The organism is Anaeromassilibacillus sp. D41t1_190614_C2 (assembly GCF_015558525.1).
Classification (GTDB): domain Bacteria; phylum Bacillota; class Clostridia; order Oscillospirales; family Acutalibacteraceae; genus Anaeromassilibacillus; species Anaeromassilibacillus stercoravium.
In genome coordinates, this window is sequence record NZ_JADMOD010000001.1 from 123,953 (window position 1) to 143,721 (window position 19,769).

22 protein-coding genes and 2 other annotated features are annotated in these 19,769 nt (G+C 56.0%); of the genes, 15 read left to right on the plus strand and 7 right to left on the minus strand.

Features of this window, described 5'->3' with window-relative positions; all coding sequences use genetic code 11:
• Positions 1 to 52: 52 nt before the first annotated feature.
• Positions 53 to 1,348, plus strand: a complete 1,296-nt coding sequence (locus I2G69_RS00515; RefSeq protein WP_195560016.1) for a glycoside hydrolase family 3 protein — start codon at positions 53 to 55, stop codon at positions 1,346 to 1,348.
• A 60-nt stretch (positions 1,349 to 1,408) separates the two neighbouring features.
• A complete protein-coding gene (locus I2G69_RS00520) occupies positions 1,409 to 1,786 on the plus strand; it encodes a hypothetical protein (RefSeq protein ID WP_191448156.1) in 378 nt (125 codons plus the stop codon).
• Between the two features lie 212 nt (positions 1,787 to 1,998).
• On the opposite strand, the gene I2G69_RS00525 is transcribed toward I2G69_RS00520, so the two are convergent.
• The gene (locus tag I2G69_RS00525) at positions 1,999 to 2,739 is read right to left on the minus strand and encodes a helix-turn-helix domain-containing protein (protein WP_191362328.1); all 741 of its coding nucleotides are present in this window, start codon (positions 2,737 to 2,739) and stop codon (positions 1,999 to 2,001) included.
• A 358-nt stretch (positions 2,740 to 3,097) separates the two neighbouring features.
• Here I2G69_RS00525 and I2G69_RS00530 point away from each other — a divergent pair, with 358 nt between their 5' ends.
• The 5 genes from I2G69_RS00530 (at position 3,098) to I2G69_RS00550 (ending at position 8,230) form a co-directional block, all read left to right on the plus strand.
• Complete coding sequence (locus I2G69_RS00530; RefSeq protein WP_191362327.1) at positions 3,098 to 3,832, plus strand: histidine phosphatase family protein; 735 nt, start codon at positions 3,098 to 3,100, stop codon at positions 3,830 to 3,832.
• A gap of 37 nt (positions 3,833 to 3,869) precedes the next feature.
• Positions 3,870 to 4,098: a binding site (T-box leader), on the plus strand.
• 51 nt (positions 4,099 to 4,149) lie between these two features.
• Positions 4,150 to 5,862 carry a 2-isopropylmalate synthase gene (gene leuA, locus I2G69_RS00535; RefSeq protein ID WP_191405356.1) on the plus strand — a complete coding sequence of 571 codons (1,713 nt, stop codon included), beginning with the start codon at positions 4,150 to 4,152 and terminating at the stop codon, positions 5,860 to 5,862.
• A 180-nt stretch (positions 5,863 to 6,042) separates the two neighbouring features.
• Positions 6,043 to 7,116: a 3-isopropylmalate dehydrogenase gene (gene leuB / locus I2G69_RS00540; protein ID WP_087229907.1), complete on the plus strand. Its 1,074-nt coding sequence runs from the start codon at positions 6,043 to 6,045 to the stop codon at positions 7,114 to 7,116.
• Between the two features lie 80 nt (positions 7,117 to 7,196).
• Complete coding sequence (locus tag I2G69_RS00545; protein WP_087230302.1) at positions 7,197 to 7,886, plus strand: AzlC family ABC transporter permease; 690 nt, start codon at positions 7,197 to 7,199, stop codon at positions 7,884 to 7,886.
• On the plus strand, positions 7,883 to 8,230 hold the full coding sequence (locus tag I2G69_RS00550; RefSeq protein WP_191448159.1) for an AzlD domain-containing protein: 348 nt from the start codon (positions 7,883 to 7,885) through the stop codon (positions 8,228 to 8,230). Before I2G69_RS00545 ends, I2G69_RS00550 begins: the two co-directional genes overlap by 4 nt.
• 54 nt (positions 8,231 to 8,284) lie before the next feature.
• Here the strand turns inward: I2G69_RS00550 and I2G69_RS00555 are convergent, their stop codons facing one another.
• Positions 8,285 to 8,773, minus strand: a complete 489-nt coding sequence (locus tag I2G69_RS00555; RefSeq protein WP_087229914.1) for a deoxycytidylate deaminase — start codon at positions 8,771 to 8,773, stop codon at positions 8,285 to 8,287.
• A gap of 282 nt (positions 8,774 to 9,055) precedes the next feature.
• Here I2G69_RS00555 and rsmA point away from each other — a divergent pair, with 282 nt between their 5' ends.
• Together rsmA and I2G69_RS00565 are read left to right on the plus strand one after the other, a co-directional pair.
• Positions 9,056 to 9,922, plus strand: coding sequence for a 16S rRNA (adenine(1518)-N(6)/adenine(1519)-N(6))-dimethyltransferase RsmA (gene rsmA, locus I2G69_RS00560; RefSeq protein WP_087229917.1), 867 nt, complete (start codon positions 9,056 to 9,058; stop codon positions 9,920 to 9,922).
• 14 nt (positions 9,923 to 9,936) lie between these two features.
• Positions 9,937 to 10,281 (plus strand): hypothetical protein, encoded by a 345-nt coding sequence (locus I2G69_RS00565; RefSeq protein ID WP_191362324.1) that lies wholly within the window; start codon positions 9,937 to 9,939, stop codon positions 10,279 to 10,281.
• 124 nt (positions 10,282 to 10,405) lie between these two features.
• Here I2G69_RS00565 and I2G69_RS00570 read toward each other — a convergent pair whose 3' ends face one another.
• From I2G69_RS00570 to I2G69_RS00590, 5 genes are read right to left on the minus strand one after another with little or no spacing between them, the layout of a single operon-like run.
• A complete protein-coding gene (locus I2G69_RS00570) occupies positions 10,406 to 11,632 on the minus strand; it encodes a homocysteine S-methyltransferase family protein (protein ID WP_191405354.1) in 1,227 nt (408 codons plus the stop codon).
• 37 nt (positions 11,633 to 11,669) lie between these two features.
• Positions 11,670 to 13,364 (minus strand): arginine--tRNA ligase, encoded by a 1,695-nt coding sequence (gene argS / locus I2G69_RS00575; protein ID WP_087229925.1) that lies wholly within the window; start codon positions 13,362 to 13,364, stop codon positions 11,670 to 11,672.
• On the minus strand, positions 13,333 to 13,794 hold the full coding sequence (locus I2G69_RS00580; protein ID WP_087229928.1) for a DUF1934 domain-containing protein: 462 nt from the start codon (positions 13,792 to 13,794) through the stop codon (positions 13,333 to 13,335). Before I2G69_RS00580 ends, argS begins: the two co-directional genes overlap by 32 nt.
• Positions 13,795 to 13,817: 23 nt before the next feature.
• Positions 13,818 to 14,630, minus strand: a complete 813-nt coding sequence (gene murI, locus I2G69_RS00585) for a glutamate racemase (RefSeq protein ID WP_087229931.1) — start codon at positions 14,628 to 14,630, stop codon at positions 13,818 to 13,820.
• Between the two features lie 24 nt (positions 14,631 to 14,654).
• Positions 14,655 to 15,722, minus strand: coding sequence for a D-alanine--D-alanine ligase family protein (locus I2G69_RS00590; protein ID WP_195560018.1), 1,068 nt, complete (start codon positions 15,720 to 15,722; stop codon positions 14,655 to 14,657).
• Between the two features lie 308 nt (positions 15,723 to 16,030).
• On the opposite strand from I2G69_RS00590, the gene I2G69_RS00595 reads away from it, so the two are divergent.
• The 6 genes from I2G69_RS00595 to rplA all read left to right on the plus strand — a co-directional run bounded on the left by I2G69_RS00595 (position 16,031) and on the right by rplA (position 19,523).
• Entirely contained in the window at positions 16,031 to 16,816 is a 786-nt protein-coding gene (locus I2G69_RS00595) for a DUF7674 family protein (protein WP_087229937.1), read from the plus strand.
• A gap of 314 nt (positions 16,817 to 17,130) precedes the next feature.
• On the plus strand, positions 17,131 to 17,280 hold the full coding sequence (gene rpmG, locus I2G69_RS00600; protein ID WP_054323564.1) for a 50S ribosomal protein L33: 150 nt from the start codon (positions 17,131 to 17,133) through the stop codon (positions 17,278 to 17,280).
• 20 nt (positions 17,281 to 17,300) lie between these two features.
• Positions 17,301 to 17,612: a preprotein translocase subunit SecE gene (gene secE, locus I2G69_RS00605; RefSeq protein WP_087229938.1), complete on the plus strand. Its 312-nt coding sequence runs from the start codon at positions 17,301 to 17,303 to the stop codon at positions 17,610 to 17,612.
• Positions 17,613 to 17,633: 21 nt separating this feature from the next.
• Positions 17,634 to 18,155, plus strand: a complete 522-nt coding sequence (gene nusG, locus I2G69_RS00610; protein ID WP_087230305.1) for a transcription termination/antitermination protein NusG — start codon at positions 17,634 to 17,636, stop codon at positions 18,153 to 18,155.
• Positions 18,156 to 18,340: 185 nt separating this feature from the next.
• On the plus strand, positions 18,341 to 18,766 hold the full coding sequence (rplK, locus tag I2G69_RS00615) for a 50S ribosomal protein L11 (RefSeq protein ID WP_087229941.1): 426 nt from the start codon (positions 18,341 to 18,343) through the stop codon (positions 18,764 to 18,766).
• A gap of 55 nt (positions 18,767 to 18,821) precedes the next feature.
• Positions 18,822 to 19,523 carry a 50S ribosomal protein L1 gene (gene rplA / locus I2G69_RS00620; RefSeq protein ID WP_087229944.1) on the plus strand — a complete coding sequence of 234 codons (702 nt, stop codon included), beginning with the start codon at positions 18,822 to 18,824 and terminating at the stop codon, positions 19,521 to 19,523.
• A 57-nt stretch (positions 19,524 to 19,580) separates the two neighbouring features.
• Positions 19,581 to 19,739: a sequence feature (ribosomal protein L10 leader region), on the plus strand.
• Positions 19,740 to 19,769: the final 30 nt, after the last annotated feature.

Consider the following 19,769-nt stretch of genomic DNA (forward strand, 5'->3'; position numbering starts at 1 on the left):
TTCGGCAGGTTGTTTTTGCTTTACAAGGGCCGGAAGGCCGGGAGGGACAAACGTGAAACGGAGAAGCGTCCTATTTCTTATGATAGCCGTCCTATTGCTTTTCGCTGTGGGATGTGCAGCGGGCCCAGCGAAAACGGAGGAACCGAATTCGTCATCATCCAGTATGTCCGTTCCGTCGGAAAGCGAATCCAGCGCTCCTCCGGCCGAGACAGAGGAGCGACCAGAAGAGCCGGAGGGCAGTGCTTCCGAAGAGAGCGATGCTTCATCTTCGGGACAATCTGCTGTTCCAGCTGGGCCAGCAACGACGCAAGAGCTTTTTGCAGAGGGATATCCGGAGGCGCAGGAACTGCTGGAGAACATGACCCTGGAGGAAAAGGTGGCACAGGTATTCCTGTTCCGCTGCCCTTCGGAAAATGCGCTGGCGGCGGTGCAGACGTACCAGCCCGGCGGTTTTATGCTCTTTGCAAAGGATTTTGATGGCAAAACGGCGGAACAGGTCTGTGCCGAGATGGAATCCTACCAGCAGGCCAGCAAGATCCCGATGTTTTTGGCTGTGGACGAAGAGGGCGGTACGGTTGTGCGCGTCAGCCGCAATGCGAACCTTGCGCCAAAACCGTTTCAATCGCCGCAACAGGTGTTCCAATCGGGCGGTATGCAGGCCATTGTAGACGATACCGTCCAGAAGACGCAGTTGCTTCAATCGCTCGGGTTGAATGTCAACCTCGTGCCCGTAGCGGATGTGTCCACCAACCCCTCCGACTTCATGTATGCGCGGACGTTCGGCCAAGGGGCGGCGGAAACGGCAGACTATGTGAAGAACTCCGTGGCCACGTACAACCAGCAGCGGATGGCCTGCGCATTGAAGCATTTTCCCGGCTATGGGAACAATGAGGATACCCACACGGGGATAGCGGTCGATCACCGTCCCTACGAGACGTTTATGGAATCGGACTTTTTGCCGTTTGCGGCGGGCATTGAAGAGGGCGCGCCGATGGTTCTGGTGTCGCACAACATCGTGAACTGCATGGATTCGGAGCATCCGGCCTCGCTTTCGCCCGAGGTACACCGGGTTTTGCGTGAGGACCTCGGCTTTACGGGGTTGATTTTAACCGATGATCTGTCGATGGAGGCGATCCCGGCATATACCGGAGGGGAAAACCCCTGTGCGGCGGCGATCAACGCGGGCAACGACCTGCTGTTATCCTCCGATTTGCAGGCGGATTACAACGCACTCTTGGCTGCTGTGCAAGACGGGACCGTGACGGAGGAACGGCTGGACGAATCGGTGCTGCGGATTTTGGCGATGAAATGCTGTACACAATATCAATTGGAAAGGGTTGTAGGATAGATGCGATTGACAGAAATGCAGGAAGAGTTGCTTTTGTGCATGCGGGGAGCCCGCTTCCCTATGGCGCGGTTTGAATTGCACAACGATGCAGAAAAAGAACTGGTTATGACCGCACTGGACAATGTGTATATGGAACATCCCGAGGAGGAAATGGGACTGGTCAAGAAGCGTGGGGAGGCCCTGCGCGGCTTGGAGGAACGTGGTTTGATTTCCATCGATTTTGACGCACCGGTTTGGGTGGCGGGCGACCATATCGTCTATTATAAAAGTAAAATTTACGAACTGCTCTGCCATACGGCGTTGGAAGCGTCGCGCACGGTGGAGGGGTGCCTGTTCAATTTGCCCGTCCTGCGCAAAGGGTATGCGGAGCTGACGCCGCGCGGCCGTCAAGAGACGCGACGCTTGTTGGCCCGCCACCGTATGGAGCAGCACGGCTGAAGAAAAACGTGGCGCGTTGGCGAAGGCCGCCTTATGCCCGGCTGGATTGCCTTGATGCGGGTGGCGGAAAAGGAGGTTTTGGGAATCTCTCAGTTTTTTCTACAGGGATAAAGAAGACGCAAAAACGCCGTTCCACGTTCTGTGGGACGGCGTTCAAACGATTGTTTGCATTTTAGAAGGGTTCCTGCTATAATGGGATTGATTTCCAGCGGTCACTTCCGGACGATCGAATGCAGGGCGTGCGTTTTTTCTGCGGGCTTTTTCCCGCCGCCCATCCGGCCTTCCGCGTTTTGGATTAGATTAAACAGGGAAGAGGCAAAGAGCGGGTATTCCTCCGAGAGCTGCTCCGGGGAGAGAAGCGGGGCCTGGTCTTTCTTTAGCCCTTCCATTTCGTCCACATCTTCCCCACAGGCGAGGGCCTCTGCGTTGGAAATGGCGACGTCCTGCGCTGCATTGGAGCGGCCGTCGCTCAACCGCTGCGGGACGGAGAACAAGCCCTGCGGATTTTTCCCGTTGGCCGAGTACAACAGGCGGAACGCCTTGTATACGGCAACGCTCAAAAAGGACGAAATCTCTGTGGTCAGGTGCTTGTTGTTGCATTTTTGCAGAATGCCATAGATCACATTCAGGGAATTGGCGATCAGCTTCTTATTTAAGGTGGGCAAAAGGCTGCCCTTAAACACATTTTCCTTGCCAGCGGCGTCCGGTTCCGGGAGATCCTCCACAGTGATCATAGCGCCGCTGCGGTGTGGGGAGCGACCAAGGAGATAATCGGTGGAGACGTTGTAGAAGTCCGCGACCTTTACAACGAATTCAAGCCCACATTCCCGGATGCCCTTTTCGTAGTGGGAAAGCAACGCCTGGGAAACACCCAGCTGTTCCGCGGCGCTTTTTTGGCTTAAACCGCGCTCCTTGCGCAGCAGCGTGATAATCCTTGGAAAATGACTGTTCATGCTGTTCTCCACCCCTATGTTGGAAAGTATTTCAAGACGCGCTCCAAAGCGAGTGCATCCTATCAAATCATAAGCAAGAGCCGCGCAACCGCAAAATTCCAAAATCCTTTATGCTCTGCGTTTCCGCTGTAGATCAAAAGCCCCATTTCGACCCATTATTTGGCCGGGGCACACGCAGCGCGCGTCGAAAAAGCGTATTTTTTGCAGAATAACGTATAGTAAAGTATATACTAAATACAACATTTTGTAAACCACTAGATGCAGTGTGATTTGCTCGCTAAGACACAAGAACAAGTAGCAATGGAAATGTTATTTTGAAAGGTGGTGGACGGCGGGCAATAGGCTCCGCCGCTGTTTTATGAAATCCTATACCATTCATTTGATCCGGCATGGAATCACGGAGGGGAACCTGCTGGGGCAGTACATCGGCCGCACGGACTCCCCGCTCGCCGCGGAGGGGATTCGGGCCTTGCAGAAGCTCAAGGAACAATATGAGTATCCCGAGGCGCAAGCCTATTACTGCAGCCCGATGCGCCGTTGTATAGACACCCTGCGCATCCTGTATCCAGAGGCAGAGCCCGTGCTGGTGGACGGTTTCCGCGAGTGCGACTTTGGTGATTGGGAAGGAAAGACCGCCAAGCAATTGGCCGAGGAAGACCCCAGCTTCTTGCAATGGATGGAGAGCAGCCACAGCGTGGCCCCGCCGAACGGCGAGAGCACCGGCGTGCTGGTGCAGCGCACCTGCGCCGCTTTTGAGAATCTGGTGGAGGAGCTGATGCGCTCCGGCACCACATCGGCCGTGGTTGTGGCCCATGGAGGCACGCTGATGTCCATCCTTTCTGCGTACGGCCTTCCGCGCGCCAGCTTCTATGACTGGATGACCGAGAACGGCTGCGGCTATTCCCTGCGGATTACGCCGGGCCTTTGGATGCGTTCCATGGTGGCAGAGGTGTATGATACTATCCCGGCCGGACGCAGCGCAAAGGGCGGCGACGAAAAATTCATCATCGACCTAGCGCGCGAGGCGGCGGACCGGACCTATCGAAACAAAGGCCAACAATTGGATGGAAAAAATGCGCCGCCGGAGGGTTGACATTTTCGGAAAGAAACGTTAATATTAATACTATAGAGAAAAGGCGATGACGGGAATAAGACTTGCGTTTTTTCTTCAGAGAGCCAGCGGGTGGTGCGAGCTGGTGCAAAGGCGCTTGTGTATAGCTCATCCCCGAGCTGCCGGTTTGACCCGCTGTGTAGGACCGGACGTATGGCTGCGTTATAAGCAAAGGCCTTGTTGGAGGCTGAAGGGCGCGTAAGCGCTGAATTTGGGTGGTACCGCGGATTTGTAAATTCGCCCCGAACTTTCGTTGGAAAGTTCGGGGCTTTTTTTATTCTATATAGGAGGACATTGCTATGTACGAAGGCTTTCACAAGTATATTCCCTTTCAACCGGTCCCGTTGCCGGATCGCACCTGGCCGGATAAAGTGATCACAAAAGCGCCCATTTGGTGCAGCGTCGACCTGCGCGACGGTAACCAGGCGCTGATCGACCCCATGAACCTCGAGGAAAAGCTGCGCTTTTTCCAAACGCTGGTGGACATCGGCTTTAAGGAGATCGAGATCGGCTTCCCGTCCTCTTCCGAGACGGAATACGAGATTTGCCGCACGCTGATCGACCGCAACCTGATCCCGGACGATGTGACCATCCAGGTGCTGGTGCAGGCGCGCCCGCACTTGATTAAAAAGACCTTTGAGGCCATCCAGGGCGCCAAAAATGTGATCGTACATTTTTATAATTCCACCTCGACTTTGCAGCGCAAAGTGGTGTTTAAGACCGATATGCAGGGCGTCATCGACATTGCCGTCAACGGCGCAAAGCTCATCAAAGAGCTCACCGACGAAGAGGTCGCCAGGACGGGGATGAACATCCGCTATGAGTATTCGCCGGAGAGCTTCTCCGGGACTGAGATGGACAATGCAGTCGCCATCTGCGAGGCGGTCATGGACGTCTTGCAGCCCACGCCGGAGAACAAACTGATCCTGAACCTCCCCAACACGGTGGAGATGAGCACCCCGAACCATCACGCGGATCAGATCGAATATTTCTGCCGCCATATCAAAAACCGCGACAGCGTCATCATCAGCCTGCATCCGCACAACGACCGCGGTACGGCGACGGCCGCCACCGAGCTGGGCCTCCTGGCAGGCGCGGAGCGTGTGGAAGGGACCCTCTTTGGAAACGGCGAACGCACGGGCAATGCGGACATCATGAATGTCGCGATGAATATGTATTCCCAGGGCGTGGACCCGGAGCTGGATTTCTCCAACATCCGTGAGATCCGTGAAATTTATGAAAAATGCACCCGCATGAAGGTGCATGACCGCCATCCCTATGCGGGCAACTTGGTGTTTACAGCCTTCTCCGGTTCGCATCAGGATGCCATCAAAAAGGGAATCGACTACATGCGCGAGCACGATACCCAGTATTGGGAGGTTCCATATCTGCCGATCGACCCGGCGGACGTCGGACGCAAATACGAGCCGATCATCCGCATCAACAGCCAGTCCGGGAAGGGCGGGGCTGCGTTCATCATGCAGCAGAGCTTTGGCTATGAACTTCCCAAGGCCATGCATCCGGAGTTTGGCGCGATGGTCAAGGCCGCCTGCGACGAAGCGGGTAGAGAACTCCTGCCGAACGAGATCTTCGACATTTTCCGCGCCCATTATCTGGACGTCAAATATCCGTACAATCTCAAGAAATACAAACTCTATGAAGAAAATGACACGGAAGGCGAGACCGTGGTGCACTTTGAAGGCAATCTGCGCTTCCGCCACGAGGACCATCTGATCAGCGCGGCGGGCAACGGCCCGATCGACGCATTCTTCAAGGCGCTGCGCACCGTGGGCATCCACGACTATAAATTCGTCACCTACCGTGAACACGCCGTCTCAGAGGGCGCGGACTCTAAGGCAATTTCGTATATCCAGCTGACTGCGCCGGATGGCAGGACGGTCTTTGGTGTGGGTATGGACGGCAACATCAGTTTGGCGTCCATCAAAGGCATTATCTGCGCCATCAACCGCGCTTGCAGCGAGCAAAAGGACCCGGAGGGGGAAGCGAAGTAAGGAGTACCCTCCGTTCGAAAGAGGAAAGCGGAGACGGGTTTGTCTCCGCTAAAACCTTAAAAAGATGTTTTGCCAGATGAAAAATCTGATAAAGATTCAGAGATGCAAAGAAAATCGTTTGTGTGTTTGATTTGGAATATACACGATCGAATGATGTTATATAATTAGGAGGTACATTCAATGAATACATACAAAATTGTATTGTTGAAGGGCGATGGGATTGGGCCCGAAATCGTTGACCAGGCGGTCAAAGTGTTGAACAAAGCCGGGGAGAAGTTCGGCTTTGCGATCCAGTATGAGGAGGCCCTCTTGGGGGGAAGCGCGATTGACGCGGCAGGAACCCCGCTTCCACAGGAGACCATCGACAAATGCAAAGCTGCGGACTCCACGCTGCTGGGGGCAGTGGGCGGCCCCAAATGGGATACTCTGCCGGGGGACCAGAGGCCGGAAAAAGGGCTTCTGGGGATCCGCGGCGCCCTGGGGCTGTTTGCCAACCTGCGTCCAGCGGTTATTTTTGACGAACTGCGCGATGCCTCCCCGCTGAAGGCGGAGATCATCGGCGGAAAGCTCGACGTGATGGTGGTCCGCGAGCTGACCGGCGGCATCTATTTTGGAGAGCGCGGCCGCAAGGAGGTCAACGGCGTCCCGGCGGCGTACGATACCGAGATGTACACCGTGCCGGAGATCGAGCGCATTGCGCGCGTGGCGTTTGACATGGCCCGCAAGCGCGGCAAGAAGCTGTGCAGCGTGGACAAGGCAAATGTTTTGGAATCCTCCCGGTTGTGGCGTGCAACGGTTGCCCGCATCGGCGCGGAAGAGTACCCGGATGTAGAGCTCAGCAATATGTATGTGGACAACTGTGCCATGCAGCTGGTGCGCAACCCGCAGCAGTTTGACGTGATCGTCACATCGAATATCTTCGGGGACATCCTCTCCGACGAGGCCTCGATGATCAGCGGCAGCATCGGTATGTTGGCGTCCGCAAGCCTGGGCTCCGGAAAAGCGGGCTTGTACGAACCGATCCATGGCTCCGCCCCGGACATCGCGGGGACGGGCAAGGCGAACCCCCTGGCGACCATCCTGTCGGCTGGAATGATGCTCAAATACTCGTTGGACCAGCCGGAGGCGGCGCAGGCCATTGAGGATGCGGTTTCCGCTGCGTTGAAGCAGGCGCGTACGCCGGATATTGCTGCGGAGGGCCTTCGCACCGTCAACTGCACGGAGATGGGCGACCTGGTTTGCAGCCTTCTTTGAGAGGGATCACAGAAAGAGTTGGAGCGATTGAAAGAGTGGAACAGACAGCTTTGACCTTCCGGAAGGGTCTCAAGGACGGCATGCCCATCTGCCTCGGCTATCTCAGCGTATCCTTTGCCTTTGGCATCATGGCGACGCAAGGAGGGCTGCCGGTGTGGGTGGCGCTGCTGATCTCCATGACCAATTTGACGTCCGCGGGCCAGGTGGCAGGGACGCAGCTGATCCTGGCGGGCGGGACATATGTGGAGATTGCGGTCACAACGTTTATCATCAATATCCGCTACATGTTGATGTCGCTGTCCCTTTCGCAAAAGGTGGAGTCGCGGATGACGAATCTGGAGCGTTGGGTGTTGGCCTTTGGGATTACGGATGAGATTTTTGCGGTTGCCATCCAGCAAAAGGAGGAAGTCAACGCAAAATATTTATCCGGCTTGGTGATTACGCCCTATGTGGGCTGGGCCCTTGGAACCCTGCTCGGCGCGACCGCCACGGGCCTTTTGCCGGATTCCCTGCGCAACGCCCTGGGGATTGCGATCTACGGCATGTTTATTGCGATTATCATCCCGCCTGCGTGCAAGGCAAAGCCCATCGCCATGGTGGTGCTGCTTGCGACGGTTTTGAGCTGCTGCTTCAAGTGGCTGCCCATCCTGAACCAGATTTCTTCGGGCTGGGTGATTATCATCTGCGCGGTTGTGGTGTCCGCTTACGCGGCGGCGCGCTATCCGATCGATGACGAGCCGGCGCCGGAAAAGGCAGGTGGGACGGGATGACGTTCGACTTGCAGCGGGTGCTGCTCTCCATGGCGATCATGGCGGTGGTGACGTATATCATCCGCGTATTGCCGTTGGCCATTTTTAAAAAGAAAATACAAAACCGGTTTATCCGATCCTTTTTGGCCTACGTGCCCTATGCGGTACTGGCGGCCATGACCTTTCCGGCGATCCTGTTCTCCACCGCGGAAGCGGTGACGGTGCAGAGCGTCGTCAGTGCGGCTGTAGGGTTATTGGTAGCCCTGGTGCTGGCATACAAAGACAAGGGATTGCTCACGGTCGCCGTGGGAGCGACGGCAGCGGCTTTCCTGGTGGAACAGATTACAAGGATTTTTTCGGTATAAAAGGGAAAAGTGGACGATGCGCGCGGCTCGTCCACTTTTCTTATGGTCCTATTTTTAATATCCAAAGGTTCCGTTGAGCGATTCGTCGTTTTCGATCCAGTCGGACACGGGGACAGTGACAAACTCCTTCTTGTTCAGCCGGATGACCACGCGGGCGATGCCTGCGTTGATGATCTGCCGCTTGCACATGGAGCAGCTCGAGGGATTTTCCACATATTCGCCCGTCTTGGCGTCCTTTCCCACCAGGTATAAGGTGGAACCGATCATTTCCCGCCGTGCGGCGCTGATGATCGCGTTTGCCTCTGCATGGACGGAGCGGCAGACTTCATAGCGTTCCCCGCGCGGGATGCCGAGCGCTTCCCGAATGCAAACGCCGGTGTCGATGCAATTCTTTCGTCCGCGCGGCGCACCGTTATAGCCGGTGGCGACGATTTCGTCGTTTTGGACGATGATTGCCCCAAAGTTGCGGCGCAAGCAGGTCCCGCGCTCCGAGACCGTTTCCGCAATATCCAGGTAATAATTTTCTTTATCTGTTCGGATCATACGTTCCCTCTTTTCTCTACTTGATTTTATCCACTTCTATGATAGGGGATTTTCGGCGAGGAATCAATGGTATTCCAGGAATTTCTATGCTATAATATCGAAAACAGGGATGCGTTTATGTGCTTCCGAGGGGAGCCGTATCCCTTGGAACAAGTGGAAACGCAGGCCGTTTGGGATTTGACGGTGAAAAGAGAGGGCGATGGAAGTTGTGGTGCGCCCTTTTCGCAGGGTCCCGGACGGCATGGAATATTTGCCCCCTGCGGGGGTTCGGAGGGAATCGTTTTGCAGGAAACATACAGGCTGTCCGATCCATCTGCGGTGAAATCGCTGCTTGCCAGGCACGGCTTCACCTTTTCCAAATCGCTGGGACAAAATTTTCTCATCAACCCTTCCGTGTGTCCCCGCATGGCGGAGGAATGCGGGGCTGGCCCCGGCACCGGCGTGTTGGAGGTTGGCCCCGGCATCGGCGTGTTGACCGTCGAGCTAGCCAAACGTGCGGAAAAGGTGGTCTCCATTGAGCTCGACAAACGCCTTTTGCCCGTGCTGCACGAGACGCTGGGCAATCACCCAAATGCAAAAGTGGTGAACGATGATGTTCTCAAAGTCGATCTGCAACGGCTTTTACAGGAAGAATTCGCGGGGATGGACGTGGTGGTGTGTGCAAATCTGCCGTACTATATCACGTCGCCCGTCATCATGCGGCTGCTGGAGGAGCGGTTGCCCATCCGGGCATTGACGGTGATGGTGCAGAAGGAGGCCGCGCAGCGGTTGTGTGCGCCGCCGGGCACGCGGGCCTGCGGCGCGGTAAGCGTAGCGGTGCAGTATTACGCCGAACCGCGCGTACTGTTCCAGGTGTCCCGGGGAAGCTTCCTGCCGCCGCCGAATGTGGATTCCACCGTCATCCGGCTGGATGTGCGGGAGCAGCCGCCGATCTATGTGCCGGATGAGAGGCGCTTTTTTGCCCTGGTGAAAGCGGCGTTTGGCCAACGGCGCAAGACCATTTTGAATGCCGTGTCCGCGGGCTTATCGGTTCCCAAGGAGCAGGTGTCCAACGCCTGCACAACGGCGGGAATCTCCCCGACCGCCCGTGCAGAGCAGCTTTCGATGGAGCAGCTGGCCGCTCTCTGCTGTGCCATCGAATCGAAATGATGGGAGGCGCAACGATGTCCGATCATAAACTTGCGTTTATCTTTTTTGAAATCGGAATGATCTTCTGTGTGGTCGCCATGATCCTTGGGCCCGTCGGGGTAGAGATCTGGTCTGTCGCCTGTTCGGTGGTCGCCATTATCCTGGCGTGTATGGGGATCTACTTGGCGTTTTGTAGCTGGAATGAAGTCCCGCCGGTAAGGAAAAAGACGGCGCCGGGCGGCGGGGAATCCCTGCCAAACCAGGGGGAGTCCGAGGAAAGCGCCCAAATGGAGACGGTGGAACCCCTGCATATGCCCTTAGAGGATGATTCCTTCTCCGCAGATACATCCATGGAACACCCGGAAGCGGAGAACAAATGAATATAGAGGCGGTGGCCAAACAAAAATCGCGTGCCGCTTTGCTTTACAAAATGATACGCCCCGAAGCCGGTAAAAGAACTGCTTCGGGGCGTATTTTTTGGAAAATTATGATTAGCAAGCGATATTAATAAAGAATGGCGCCATATTTGGCCGCAAGAGGTTCCAACACCTCATCCTCAATCTGGCATTCGCTGTCGACGATCAAACGCCCCTGGAAGTACCGCAGGGCGGCGTCCAACACCGGCGCACTGTCGCAGTGGACAGCGATGGGAAGGCGGGTCATACCGCTGTTTTCCGCAAGGAGCAAAGCGTCGTCCAGGCTTTCCACTTCCACCAGGGCCGTGTTGCAGCGGTCGTCTTCGAGATCGATCAGATCGTCGGCCAAGTGGCTGGTGCAGGCCAGGGGTTCGCTGAACGCGATGTCGTCGCCGAGGAAGAACGCCTCCGTCTCAATGGTAGCGGCGTAACAGTCGGGCTCCTCCGGAATTTCCGGTTCGCCGAACTCCTGCACGACCTCTTTTAAGGCCGCGATATGTTCCGGGGTCGAATCGTCATGCCCGCCGACAATGCGCGCGCCGGCCTGCATCAACAGGCGCATCTTTTGCGCAAACGATTCCGGCGTGAGGAGCGTTTCGTCAGAGCTTCGCACATCCGGCTTTGCAATGATGGGAACGGCCGTATGCAGGCGGACTTCCTCGATCAGCGGGAGCATGGGGTCCAGCAGGCAATTCAGCCCGATGGCGTCCACGCCCATGGCCTGTAGGGTGATGACCACCGGGAGCAGGGAGCTCCCAGTCACCGTGTGGCCGCTTTCGTCCACAGCGATCGTGACAAACACCGGCAGGTCGGTCGTCCGCGCCGCGAGCACGGCGGCACGCATGTCGGCCAGGGAGGTCTGCGATTCGATGGCGATGAAATCCACCCCCGCTTTGTCCAAGGCCCGGATCTGCTGGCGGTATAAATCATAGATGTCGTCAAAATCGGCTTCCCCATACGGTGGGACAAACAGGCCGCTGGGACAGACGCTTCCGCCCACCAGGACCCCGCGCGGTTTTGCAACGCTTTGGGTCAAATGAACCAATTCGGCGTTGAGCTCCGCCACGCGCCCTTCCAGGCCGTAGGCGGCGAGCAACGAGGCGTTCGCCCCAAACGTCGGGGCGAGGACCGCTTGGGAGCCCGCATCGATGTATGCGTTCTGCAACGACCGCAGGGCATCGGGATGCTGCAAAATCCACTGTTCTGCGCCGGAACCGCCGGGACGGTATATGTCCGCCGGCATACCGGCCGCCTCTAATGCAGTGCCGGTGGCGCCGTCCAACAACATAGGTAACGGATAAGGGAAATCTTCCATGGTTTTGTTCTCCTGTAAGGCTTCGTTTGAACCGGAATCACATGGATTCGGGCGCTGAAATCTTCAGCAGGGATAGCACGTTCCGGATGACCGTTGCGGCTGCCTCGCACAGGCAGATGCGCGCGGCGCGGAGGTGATCCTCTTCATCCTTTACGCGGCAGGTATTGTAAAATTTATGGAACAGATTGGCCAGCGTGATGACGTAGCGCGTGATGCGTGCGGGGTCATAATCCTTGGCCGCTGCGACGATCTCATCCGTATAGGCGGAGAGATGGCGGATGAGGTCGATCTCCTCCTGCGTATTCAGAAGGGCGAGCTCCTCATCGGTGCAGGCGCGTGGTTCAATGCCCTCGGCTTTGAGCGCCTTCAAAATGCTGCAAATGCGCGCGTGCGCATACTGCACATAATAGACCGGGTTCTGTGCATCCTGCTGGACCGCAAGGTCGAGGTCAAAATCCATCTGGGAGGTCGCTTCGCGCATGTTGAACAGGAAACGCGCGGCATCCACGGGCACTTCGTCCAGCAGGTCGGCCAGTTGGATGGCTTTGCCGGTGCGCTTGCTCATGCGCACCACTTCCCCGTTGCGGACCAACCGCACCAGCTGGATCAAAACAATGTCCAGCTTGCTGCCGTCCAGCCCGACAGCGTCCATGGCGGCCTTCATACGGGCCACATGGCCGTGGTGGTCGGCGCCCCAAACGTCGATGCAGCGGTCAAAGCCGCGCTTGGCGAATTTGTTGCGGTGGTATGCGATGTCTGCGGCAAAATAGGTGGGGTTGCCGTTCTGACGGACCAGCACCTCGTCTTTTTCCGCGCCAAAGGTGGTTGCGCGATACCAAAGCGCGCCCTCCTTGTCGTAGGTCAGGCCCTTGTCTTTCAGAATCTGAATGGTCTCCTCCAGCTCGCCGTCGTTGTGCAGCTTGCTTTCCAAGAACCACTCGTCGTATTGGATGCCGTATTTGGCGAGGTCAGCTTTCATCTTCGCAATGTTGCGCGGCAGTGCAAACTCCACCAGGGCCTTGCGGCGGTCTTCCGGCGCTGCATCCACATAGCGGTCGCCGAATTCCTCCGCAAACTGCGCGGCGCGCTCCTTGATGTCGTCGCCGTGGTAGCCGTCCTCCGGGAATTCCACGGCGTCCTCGCCTTTATAAATCTGCAAATAGCGTGCTTCCAGGGAATTGCCGAATTTTTCGATCTGGTTGCCCGCGTCGTTTACATAGAATTCGCGCCATACGGAGTAACCCGCCGCATCCAGCACAGCCGCTAGGCAGTCGCCAAGGGCGCCGCCGCGCGCGTTGCCCATGTGCATGGGGCCGGTCGGGTTGGCGGAGACAAATTCGACCATGATCTTTTTGCCCTGCCCGTAGTCGCTGCGGCCGTATTCCGTGCCGAGCGCTTCAATATCCTTGAGCACGTCTACATAGAACTGCTTGCTCAGGAAAAAGTTGATGAAGCCGGGTCCTGCGATTTCGAAGCGGTCAAAATAGGTGCCGTCCAGGGACAGGTTGTTTGTGATTGCCTCCGCGATTTTGCGGGGCGCTGCATGGAATGCACGCGCGCTTACCATGGCGGCGTTGGTGGCCCAATCGCCGTGGGCCCGGTCCGCGGGGACCTCAATGGAAAATTCGGGGATATCCGCCTGCGGCAGTTCGCCGTTGGCGCAGGCCTTTTCCATGGCCGAGCGGATGGTATTCCTCAGTTCAGTGGTCGCCTGTTGCACGAGTTTCGACATCTTTATTTTCTGCCTCCTTGATGGTAATCAAAATTTCATTGGAGCTGGACAGGTTGGAATTGATGTCCAGCGTATAGCGCACCTCCAGCTTGCCGCCTTCGTCCGTCAGGTTGGAGTGAAGCTGGCTGGTGAAGATCCCAATCATCATGTTTCCATAGCCGGTGTCGTACTGGCAGAGGTGGCGCTTGCCGTTTTCCAGCACCAAGCGGGTGCTCCCCGCACCGCGCATGAGGGTCACTTTGTCGTTCCCTTCCACCTTGAGCACGGAGGTCACCGGTTTCCCATTGACTTCGCTGTCGTATTCTTTATAGGTAATATATCGGTTTTTCCCTTTTTTTACATAGGAACCGAGCGTGGTCACCTGGACTTCCCCGGTTTCCCCGTCCACCTGTTGGCGGCCTAAGATAGAAATCAGATAATTTTCCTGCATCTTTACATTCCCCCTCGAATGGGTCAATAGCGGTCGATGTCGATCTGGTGGACCTCCTGCCCGATGTCCCGGCCGAGAAAAATGCCCGCGATCTTGGAGAAATCCGCCATTCGGTCGCTCACATAATAGGAACACTGTCCTTTGGAGGTCCGGCCGGAAAGCAGGCCGCTTTCTTCCAGCTGTTTCCTACAGCAAAACGCGGTTTCCCGCCCGCTGTTAATCAGCGTAACCCCCTTGCCCATGATGGAACCGATGATCCGGCTGATGATGGGATAATGGGTACAGCCCATGATGAGGGTATCCACCCCAGCGTCCCGCAGTTCGCCGAGATAGCGCTCCGCCACCAGGCGGGTTACCGGTTCGTCCTCTTCGATAAAGCCGCTTTCCACCAGCGGGACGAAAAGCGGGCAATCGCGGTCAAACACTTGGATCTGTGGGTCGATTTCCGCGAGCACCCGGCGGTAGGAACCGCTGTGGATCGTTGTGGAGGTTCCGATCACGCCGACGCGTTTGTTGTGCGTAGCAAGCGAAGCGGCGAGGGCTGTGGGGTATAGGACGTCGATGATTGGAAGGTCCTGCGGCTTTTTCAGGCGTCCAACAAGGGAGCTGATGGTCCCACAGGCGATGACAATCATTTTCACTTGCTTTTCTTCCAGGAAGTGAATGTCCTGCGCTGCGTATTTTATAAGGGTTTCCTGGCTGCGGGAGCCATAGGGCACACGCCCGGTGTCGCCAAAATAGACGATGTCTTCCTGCGGCATGATCTCCAGAAGCTCCTTGACCGCGGTCAGGCCGCCGAGCCCGGAATCGAATACGCCGATTGGTCGGTTATCCATTGTTATTCCTTATCCCTTCCGGCCTTATTTTTGAAATGCGAGTTGAATCAGCTGCTCCAGCAGCTCCGGGATAGAAACCCCGCACGCCTCCCAGAGCTTGGGGTACATGCTGATGGAGGTAAAGCCCGGCAGGGTATTGAGCTCATTGAGCAGGATTTCGTTCCCGCCGCGCACAAAGAAGTCCACGCGGGCCAGGCCGGTGCAGCCCAGCAGCCGGTAGGCACGCTCCGCAATGTGGCGGAGTTCGTCGGCAACCTCCGGCGCCAGGTGCGCGGGGATATAGAGCTGGGAGGTGCCGTTCTTGTATTTGTCGTCGTAATCGTAGAAGTCGGCGGAGGGGGCGATTTCGCCCACGATGGAGGCCTTCGGGACCTCGTTGCCCATCACCGCGCACTCGACCTCCTGGCCCACGATGCATTCTTCGATGACCACCTTGCTGTCTTCATGTGCAGCCTTGGCGACCGCGGCGTTCAATTCTGCTTCGGATTCCACCTTGCTCACGCCCACCGAGGAACCGGCATTTGCCGGTTTCACAAAGACCGGATAGCCGAGGCGCGCTTCGACCTTGCGCTTGATTTTCCCCACGCCTTCTCCGGCGTAGTTGCATGCGAAGAACCAGAGGTAGTTGGCCTGGTGGATGCGCGCCCCGGTCAACAGGGCGCGGGTGACCGCCTTATCCATGCAGACGGCGGAGGCCAGCGTGCCGCAGCCGACAAAGGGGATGCCGGCCATTTGGAACAGCCCCTGGATGGTTCCGTCCTCGCCGTTTTTGCCGTGCAAAACCGGGAACACAACGTCTACCTTGATAATCTCACAGGCATGGCCGCCGTCCAGGGCAACCAGCCCGCCCACAGAGCGGTCCGGCGAGAGGAACGCAACGCGGTTGCGAGGGTTTTGCTCCCATGCGCCGCTTGCGATGTCGTCCGTATTGCTGTCGGTCAGGAACCAGCGGCCGGCCTTGTCGATGCCAATGAGAATGATTTCATATTTTTCTTTTGGAATGTTATCAATAACGCATTTTGCAGAAAGTCGGGAGACCTCATGCTCCGAGGAACATCCGCCGAAAATCACGGCAATCCTGCGTTTTTCCATACGATATTACCTCCTGATTGTTCGGGGACTCGCGTGTTTCGAATGTGCTTTTGATCACGCGGACCCTTGAATATATATGATAACACACGGCTACCATCTGCGCAATCACTACATTTGCCAACGCCGCAGGCGGCTGAGAAAAATTGCTGGGTATTTCGCCCATAATTCGCCAAGGGAAGCGGTGTAGGAACGATAAATAGTATGGTGACAAAAAAATAAATATGTAGTATAATCAACACAAATACGGATCAGAACAGCCGGAGCATGGAAGGAAAACACCGGCTTTGATAGAGCAGGAGTGATAATTGTTGGATCAGAAGGCATTTGACCTGATTGTAGAGAAGACGGGCGCAGCGCTCACCCCGCAGGGGTTCCAGCGGGACAAGGACGGCGAGAATGAAACCACGGCGCTGTTTGTCGGCGAGAGCGTGGCGTACAGCGTCTTTTTTGACGAAGAGAAGAAGCAGTTTGAGCTGCGGGCCTGCGCAATGACGGACGATGGCCCCGACGAGAAATGGAAGATCCTTTCCCGGTGGCTGTTTGAGCCGGAAGAGCGGCCGCTCGCCGAAGCGGAGAGCATTGCCAACGACTTTGTCGAGACCATCGAGGGCCCCCGCCGCGTGGCTGCCGTGCAGACGGCAAAGCGCAAGGCAAAGGGCGGCGAAAGCAATGCGGACCCGTTGTTCTTCTACAACCGCCTTGTAGGAATTTTCCCGGATCTGCGCGAAGAGATCACAGAGGAACGCTCCTGGTACGGTATGGTGCGCGGCGTGACCTTTGCAAAGGAGCACGTGCTGCCCAAGATCGAATCGCTCCTATCCTCAGGAAGGCCGGAGCAGATCAAGCGCCTTTGCGATATCCTGGGGGATATGTATGCCGCAGGCGACATGGATGTGCGCTCGATCATCACGATCGTATTGCTGAACGGGATACACGATCCGGAAACGGTGGAGCAGAAGATGGTGCCGCAGTTCCGCAAGGAGCTGCAAGAGGCATACCGCGCGGGTAAAAAGTACCGCGGGAAAACGGTGAAACCGGAAAAGAAGAAGAAACAAAAGAAATATTCTGCAGAGACATTGAACGACCTGCGGTAAGGGCGCCTGGTTTTCAGGGCCTTAAAACGGAAACATTGCGCCGTTGTGGGGACCTACATTTGGAATGTCCCCAGCGGCGCATGCCTTGTTTCAGGCCTGAAATCCCTAGGAAACATGCGGAATTTTCGCAGGTTTTTCGAAAAATCCCTTGACCGCCGGGCGCGGGTATGGTATAGTAATCTTACCTCATGAATTGGGGTTCTTTTTTTGTACCCTTTTTTGAGGGAGGCTGTGGACCTGTAAAAAGTGGGTCCGGGGAGCTGTGCAGCCGCACAGGTCCTTGAAAATTGTTCCGTATAACGGGAGGTGCCGTCATGAGAGTGAAAATCGTATTAGCCTGCACAGAGTGCAAACAGCGCAACTACAACACAATGAAAAACAAGAAGAATGATCCGGACAGACTTGAGATGAACAAGTACTGCCGTTTCTGCAGGAAGCACACGCTTCATAAGGAAACGAAGTAAGCCGGACGGAGGGACAGAAAATGCCAGAGAATACCGAGAAGACCGTCAAAGACACCGAACAGGCTGTTAAAGCTGAAAAGCCGGCAAAGACGGAAAAGTCGGACAAGAAAGAGAACAAAAAAGAAAATGTATTTGTCCGCTTTTTCAAGAACACAGGCAAGTTCCTTCGCGATGTCAAAAACGAGGTCAAAAAAATTGTGTGGCCAACCCCAAAGTCTGTGTTTAAAAACACAGGTGTTGTCCTGGTGACGATCATCGTCGTCGGCCTGGTCATTTTTGGCTTGGACACCGCATTCATGAACCTGCTGGGATTGATTATGAATATCGCCTAAGCAGGAAGCGGAGGAATGGTTATGCCCGAAGAAGGAAAATGGTACGTTGTTCATACCTATTCCGGGTATGAAAACAAAGTGGCATCCAACCTTGAAAAAACGGTTGAGAACCGTCAATTGCAGGATCTGATCCAGGAGATCCGCGTGCCCACGGAAACGGTTACCGAGATCAAGGATAACAAAAAGCGCGATGTGGAACGCAAGATCTTTCCCGGATATGTTCTGGTCAAAATGGTTCTGACGGACGAGTCCTGGTATGTTGTGCGCAATATCCGCGGATGTACCGGATTTGTCGGGCCGTCCTCCAAACCGATCCCGCTCACCAACGAAGAGGTGGCGCGGCTTGGAGTGGAGAAGCGCGAGGTGGAAGTCAACTATGACGTAGGCGATTCCGTCCAGATCGTCGATGGTCCTTTGGAGGGCTTTGTCGGCACCGTGGAGGAAGTCGACCTGGAAAAGAACCGCGTCCGCGTTACGGTGAGTATGTTTGGACGTGAAACGCCGGTGGAGCTGGAGCTCGACCAGGCGGAAACAATGGATTAAGGGCCTTTTCCGGAAGGTCCGGGCGCTGGGCGGCTCCCAGCGCGCTGATAAGATGGTAATATGCGGGGAACCGCTTATTATGAGGGACGAAGTCCCCTGGGGAGCAGGAACAGAAGCTTCCCCTGTGGGAGGAACGGGTGAAACGCCTGTTCCGCCATTTACCACAAATTTTGGAGGTGCAAATAATGGCTCAAAAGGTTACGGGCTTGATTAAGCTCCAGATACCGGCTGGCAAAGCAACGCCGGCGCCGCCTGTTGGACCGGCTCTCGGTCAGCATGGCGTCAACATTATGGCGTTCACAAAGGAATTCAACGAGCGTACAAAGGGAGACGCGGGACTGATTATCCCTGTCGTTATCACGGTCTATGCGGACCGTTCGTTTACGTTTATCACCAAGACGCCGCCTGCGGCTGTTCTCATCAAGAAGGCCTGCGGAATTGAAACCGCATCGGGCGAGCCGAATAAGAAAAAGGTTGCAAAGATTACCCGTGAGCAGGTCAAGAAGATTGCCGAACAGAAAATGCCCGACCTCAACGCTGCTTCCGTCGAATCTGCCATGAGCATGATCGCGGGCACTGCACGCAGCATGGGCATCGAAGTCGTAGATTGATCACCCGGGTGGGAGGAACAAATCCGATTTTACCACTCAATAGGGAGGAAAACCAATGAAACACGGTAAAAAATATGTCGACAGCGCAAAGCTGATCGACCGTTCTAAGTTCTATGATACGAACGAAGCGCTGGAACTCTGCGTAAAGACTTCCACCGCGAAGTTCGACGAGACAGTGGAAGTCCATGTCAAACTGGGCGTTGACAGCCGTCATGCGGACCAGCAGGTCCGCGGCGCCATCGTTCTGCCGAACGGCACTGGTAAAAGCGTGCGCGTTCTGGCAATCTGCAAGGGCGACGCTGCAAAGGACGCGGAAGCGGCTGGCGCAGAGTTTGTCGGTGCAGAAGAGATGGTGCAGAAGATCCAGAGCGAGAACTGGATGGATTTTGACGTGCTGATCACGACTCCGGATATGATGGGTCTGGTTGGCCGCCTCGGTAAGATCCTCGGTCCCCGCGGCTTGATGCCGAACCCGAAGGCTGGTACTGTTACCCGCGAAATCGGCAAGGCAATCGCAGACGCAAAGGCCGGTAAGATCGAATACCGCCTCGATAAGACCAACATCATCCACTGCGTCATTGGTAAGGTCTCCTTCGGCGCTCAGAAGCTGGAAGAGAACTTCGATGCACTCATCGGTGCCATCATCAAGGCAAAGCCGGCTGCTGCAAAGGGCCAGTATATCCGTTCCTGTGTGGTCGCTACCACGATGGGCCCGGGCGTCAAGATGAACCCGAACAAAGTTGGCGCTGGTGCTTGACAAGGGCGATTCCCTGTGTTAAGATAAATACTGCTTTCCCGCAATTTGGAAAGCGAATTCGTTGCTGTCCTTTATTCAAAGACAGCAGGCGCATTGCGTAATGGGGTTTCCCAGCCTGCCGAGGATAGAGCTACAGAACATGTTTTGCTGGCTTGTACAGCGTAAAAATGTGTTTTATGCCCTTCCCGGTTTGGGAAGGGCTTTTTCTTTGCTCCGTCCCCATGGGAATGTAATTTTGGTTACGGA

Coding starts and splice junctions, on each gene's coding strand:
- nusG (WP_087230305.1), top strand. CDS start 17,634: ATGCCCGAAGAAGGAAAATGGTACGTTGTTCATACCTATTCCGGGTAT.
- I2G69_RS00565 (WP_191362324.1), top strand. CDS start 9,937: ATGTCCGATCATAAACTTGCGTTTATCTTTTTTGAAATCGGAATGATC.
- I2G69_RS00555 (WP_087229914.1), bottom strand. CDS start 8,773: ATGATCCGAACAGATAAAGAAAATTATTACCTGGATATTGCGGAAACG.
- murI (WP_087229931.1), bottom strand. CDS start 14,630: ATGGATAACCGACCAATCGGCGTATTCGATTCCGGGCTCGGCGGCCTG.
- leuA (WP_191405356.1), top strand. CDS start 4,150: ATGTACGAAGGCTTTCACAAGTATATTCCCTTTCAACCGGTCCCGTTG.
- I2G69_RS00550 (WP_191448159.1), top strand. CDS start 7,883: ATGACGTTCGACTTGCAGCGGGTGCTGCTCTCCATGGCGATCATGGCG.
- leuB (WP_087229907.1), top strand. CDS start 6,043: ATGAATACATACAAAATTGTATTGTTGAAGGGCGATGGGATTGGGCCC.
- I2G69_RS00530 (WP_191362327.1), top strand. CDS start 3,098: ATGAAATCCTATACCATTCATTTGATCCGGCATGGAATCACGGAGGGG.
- rplK (WP_087229941.1), top strand. CDS start 18,341: ATGGCTCAAAAGGTTACGGGCTTGATTAAGCTCCAGATACCGGCTGGC.
- I2G69_RS00570 (WP_191405354.1), bottom strand. CDS start 11,632: ATGGAAGATTTCCCTTATCCGTTACCTATGTTGTTGGACGGCGCCACC.
- I2G69_RS00590 (WP_195560018.1), bottom strand. CDS start 15,722: ATGGAAAAACGCAGGATTGCCGTGATTTTCGGCGGATGTTCCTCGGAG.
- I2G69_RS00545 (WP_087230302.1), top strand. CDS start 7,197: ATGCCCATCTGCCTCGGCTATCTCAGCGTATCCTTTGCCTTTGGCATC.
- secE (WP_087229938.1), top strand. CDS start 17,301: ATGCCAGAGAATACCGAGAAGACCGTCAAAGACACCGAACAGGCTGTT.
- I2G69_RS00525 (WP_191362328.1), bottom strand. CDS start 2,739: ATGAACAGTCATTTTCCAAGGATTATCACGCTGCTGCGCAAGGAGCGC.
- I2G69_RS00580 (WP_087229928.1), bottom strand. CDS start 13,794: ATGCAGGAAAATTATCTGATTTCTATCTTAGGCCGCCAACAGGTGGAC.
- I2G69_RS00520 (WP_191448156.1), top strand. CDS start 1,409: ATGGCGCGGTTTGAATTGCACAACGATGCAGAAAAAGAACTGGTTATG.
- rpmG (WP_054323564.1), top strand. CDS start 17,131: ATGAGAGTGAAAATCGTATTAGCCTGCACAGAGTGCAAACAGCGCAAC.
- argS (WP_087229925.1), bottom strand. CDS start 13,364: ATGTCGAAACTCGTGCAACAGGCGACCACTGAACTGAGGAATACCATC.
- rplA (WP_087229944.1), top strand. CDS start 18,822: ATGAAACACGGTAAAAAATATGTCGACAGCGCAAAGCTGATCGACCGT.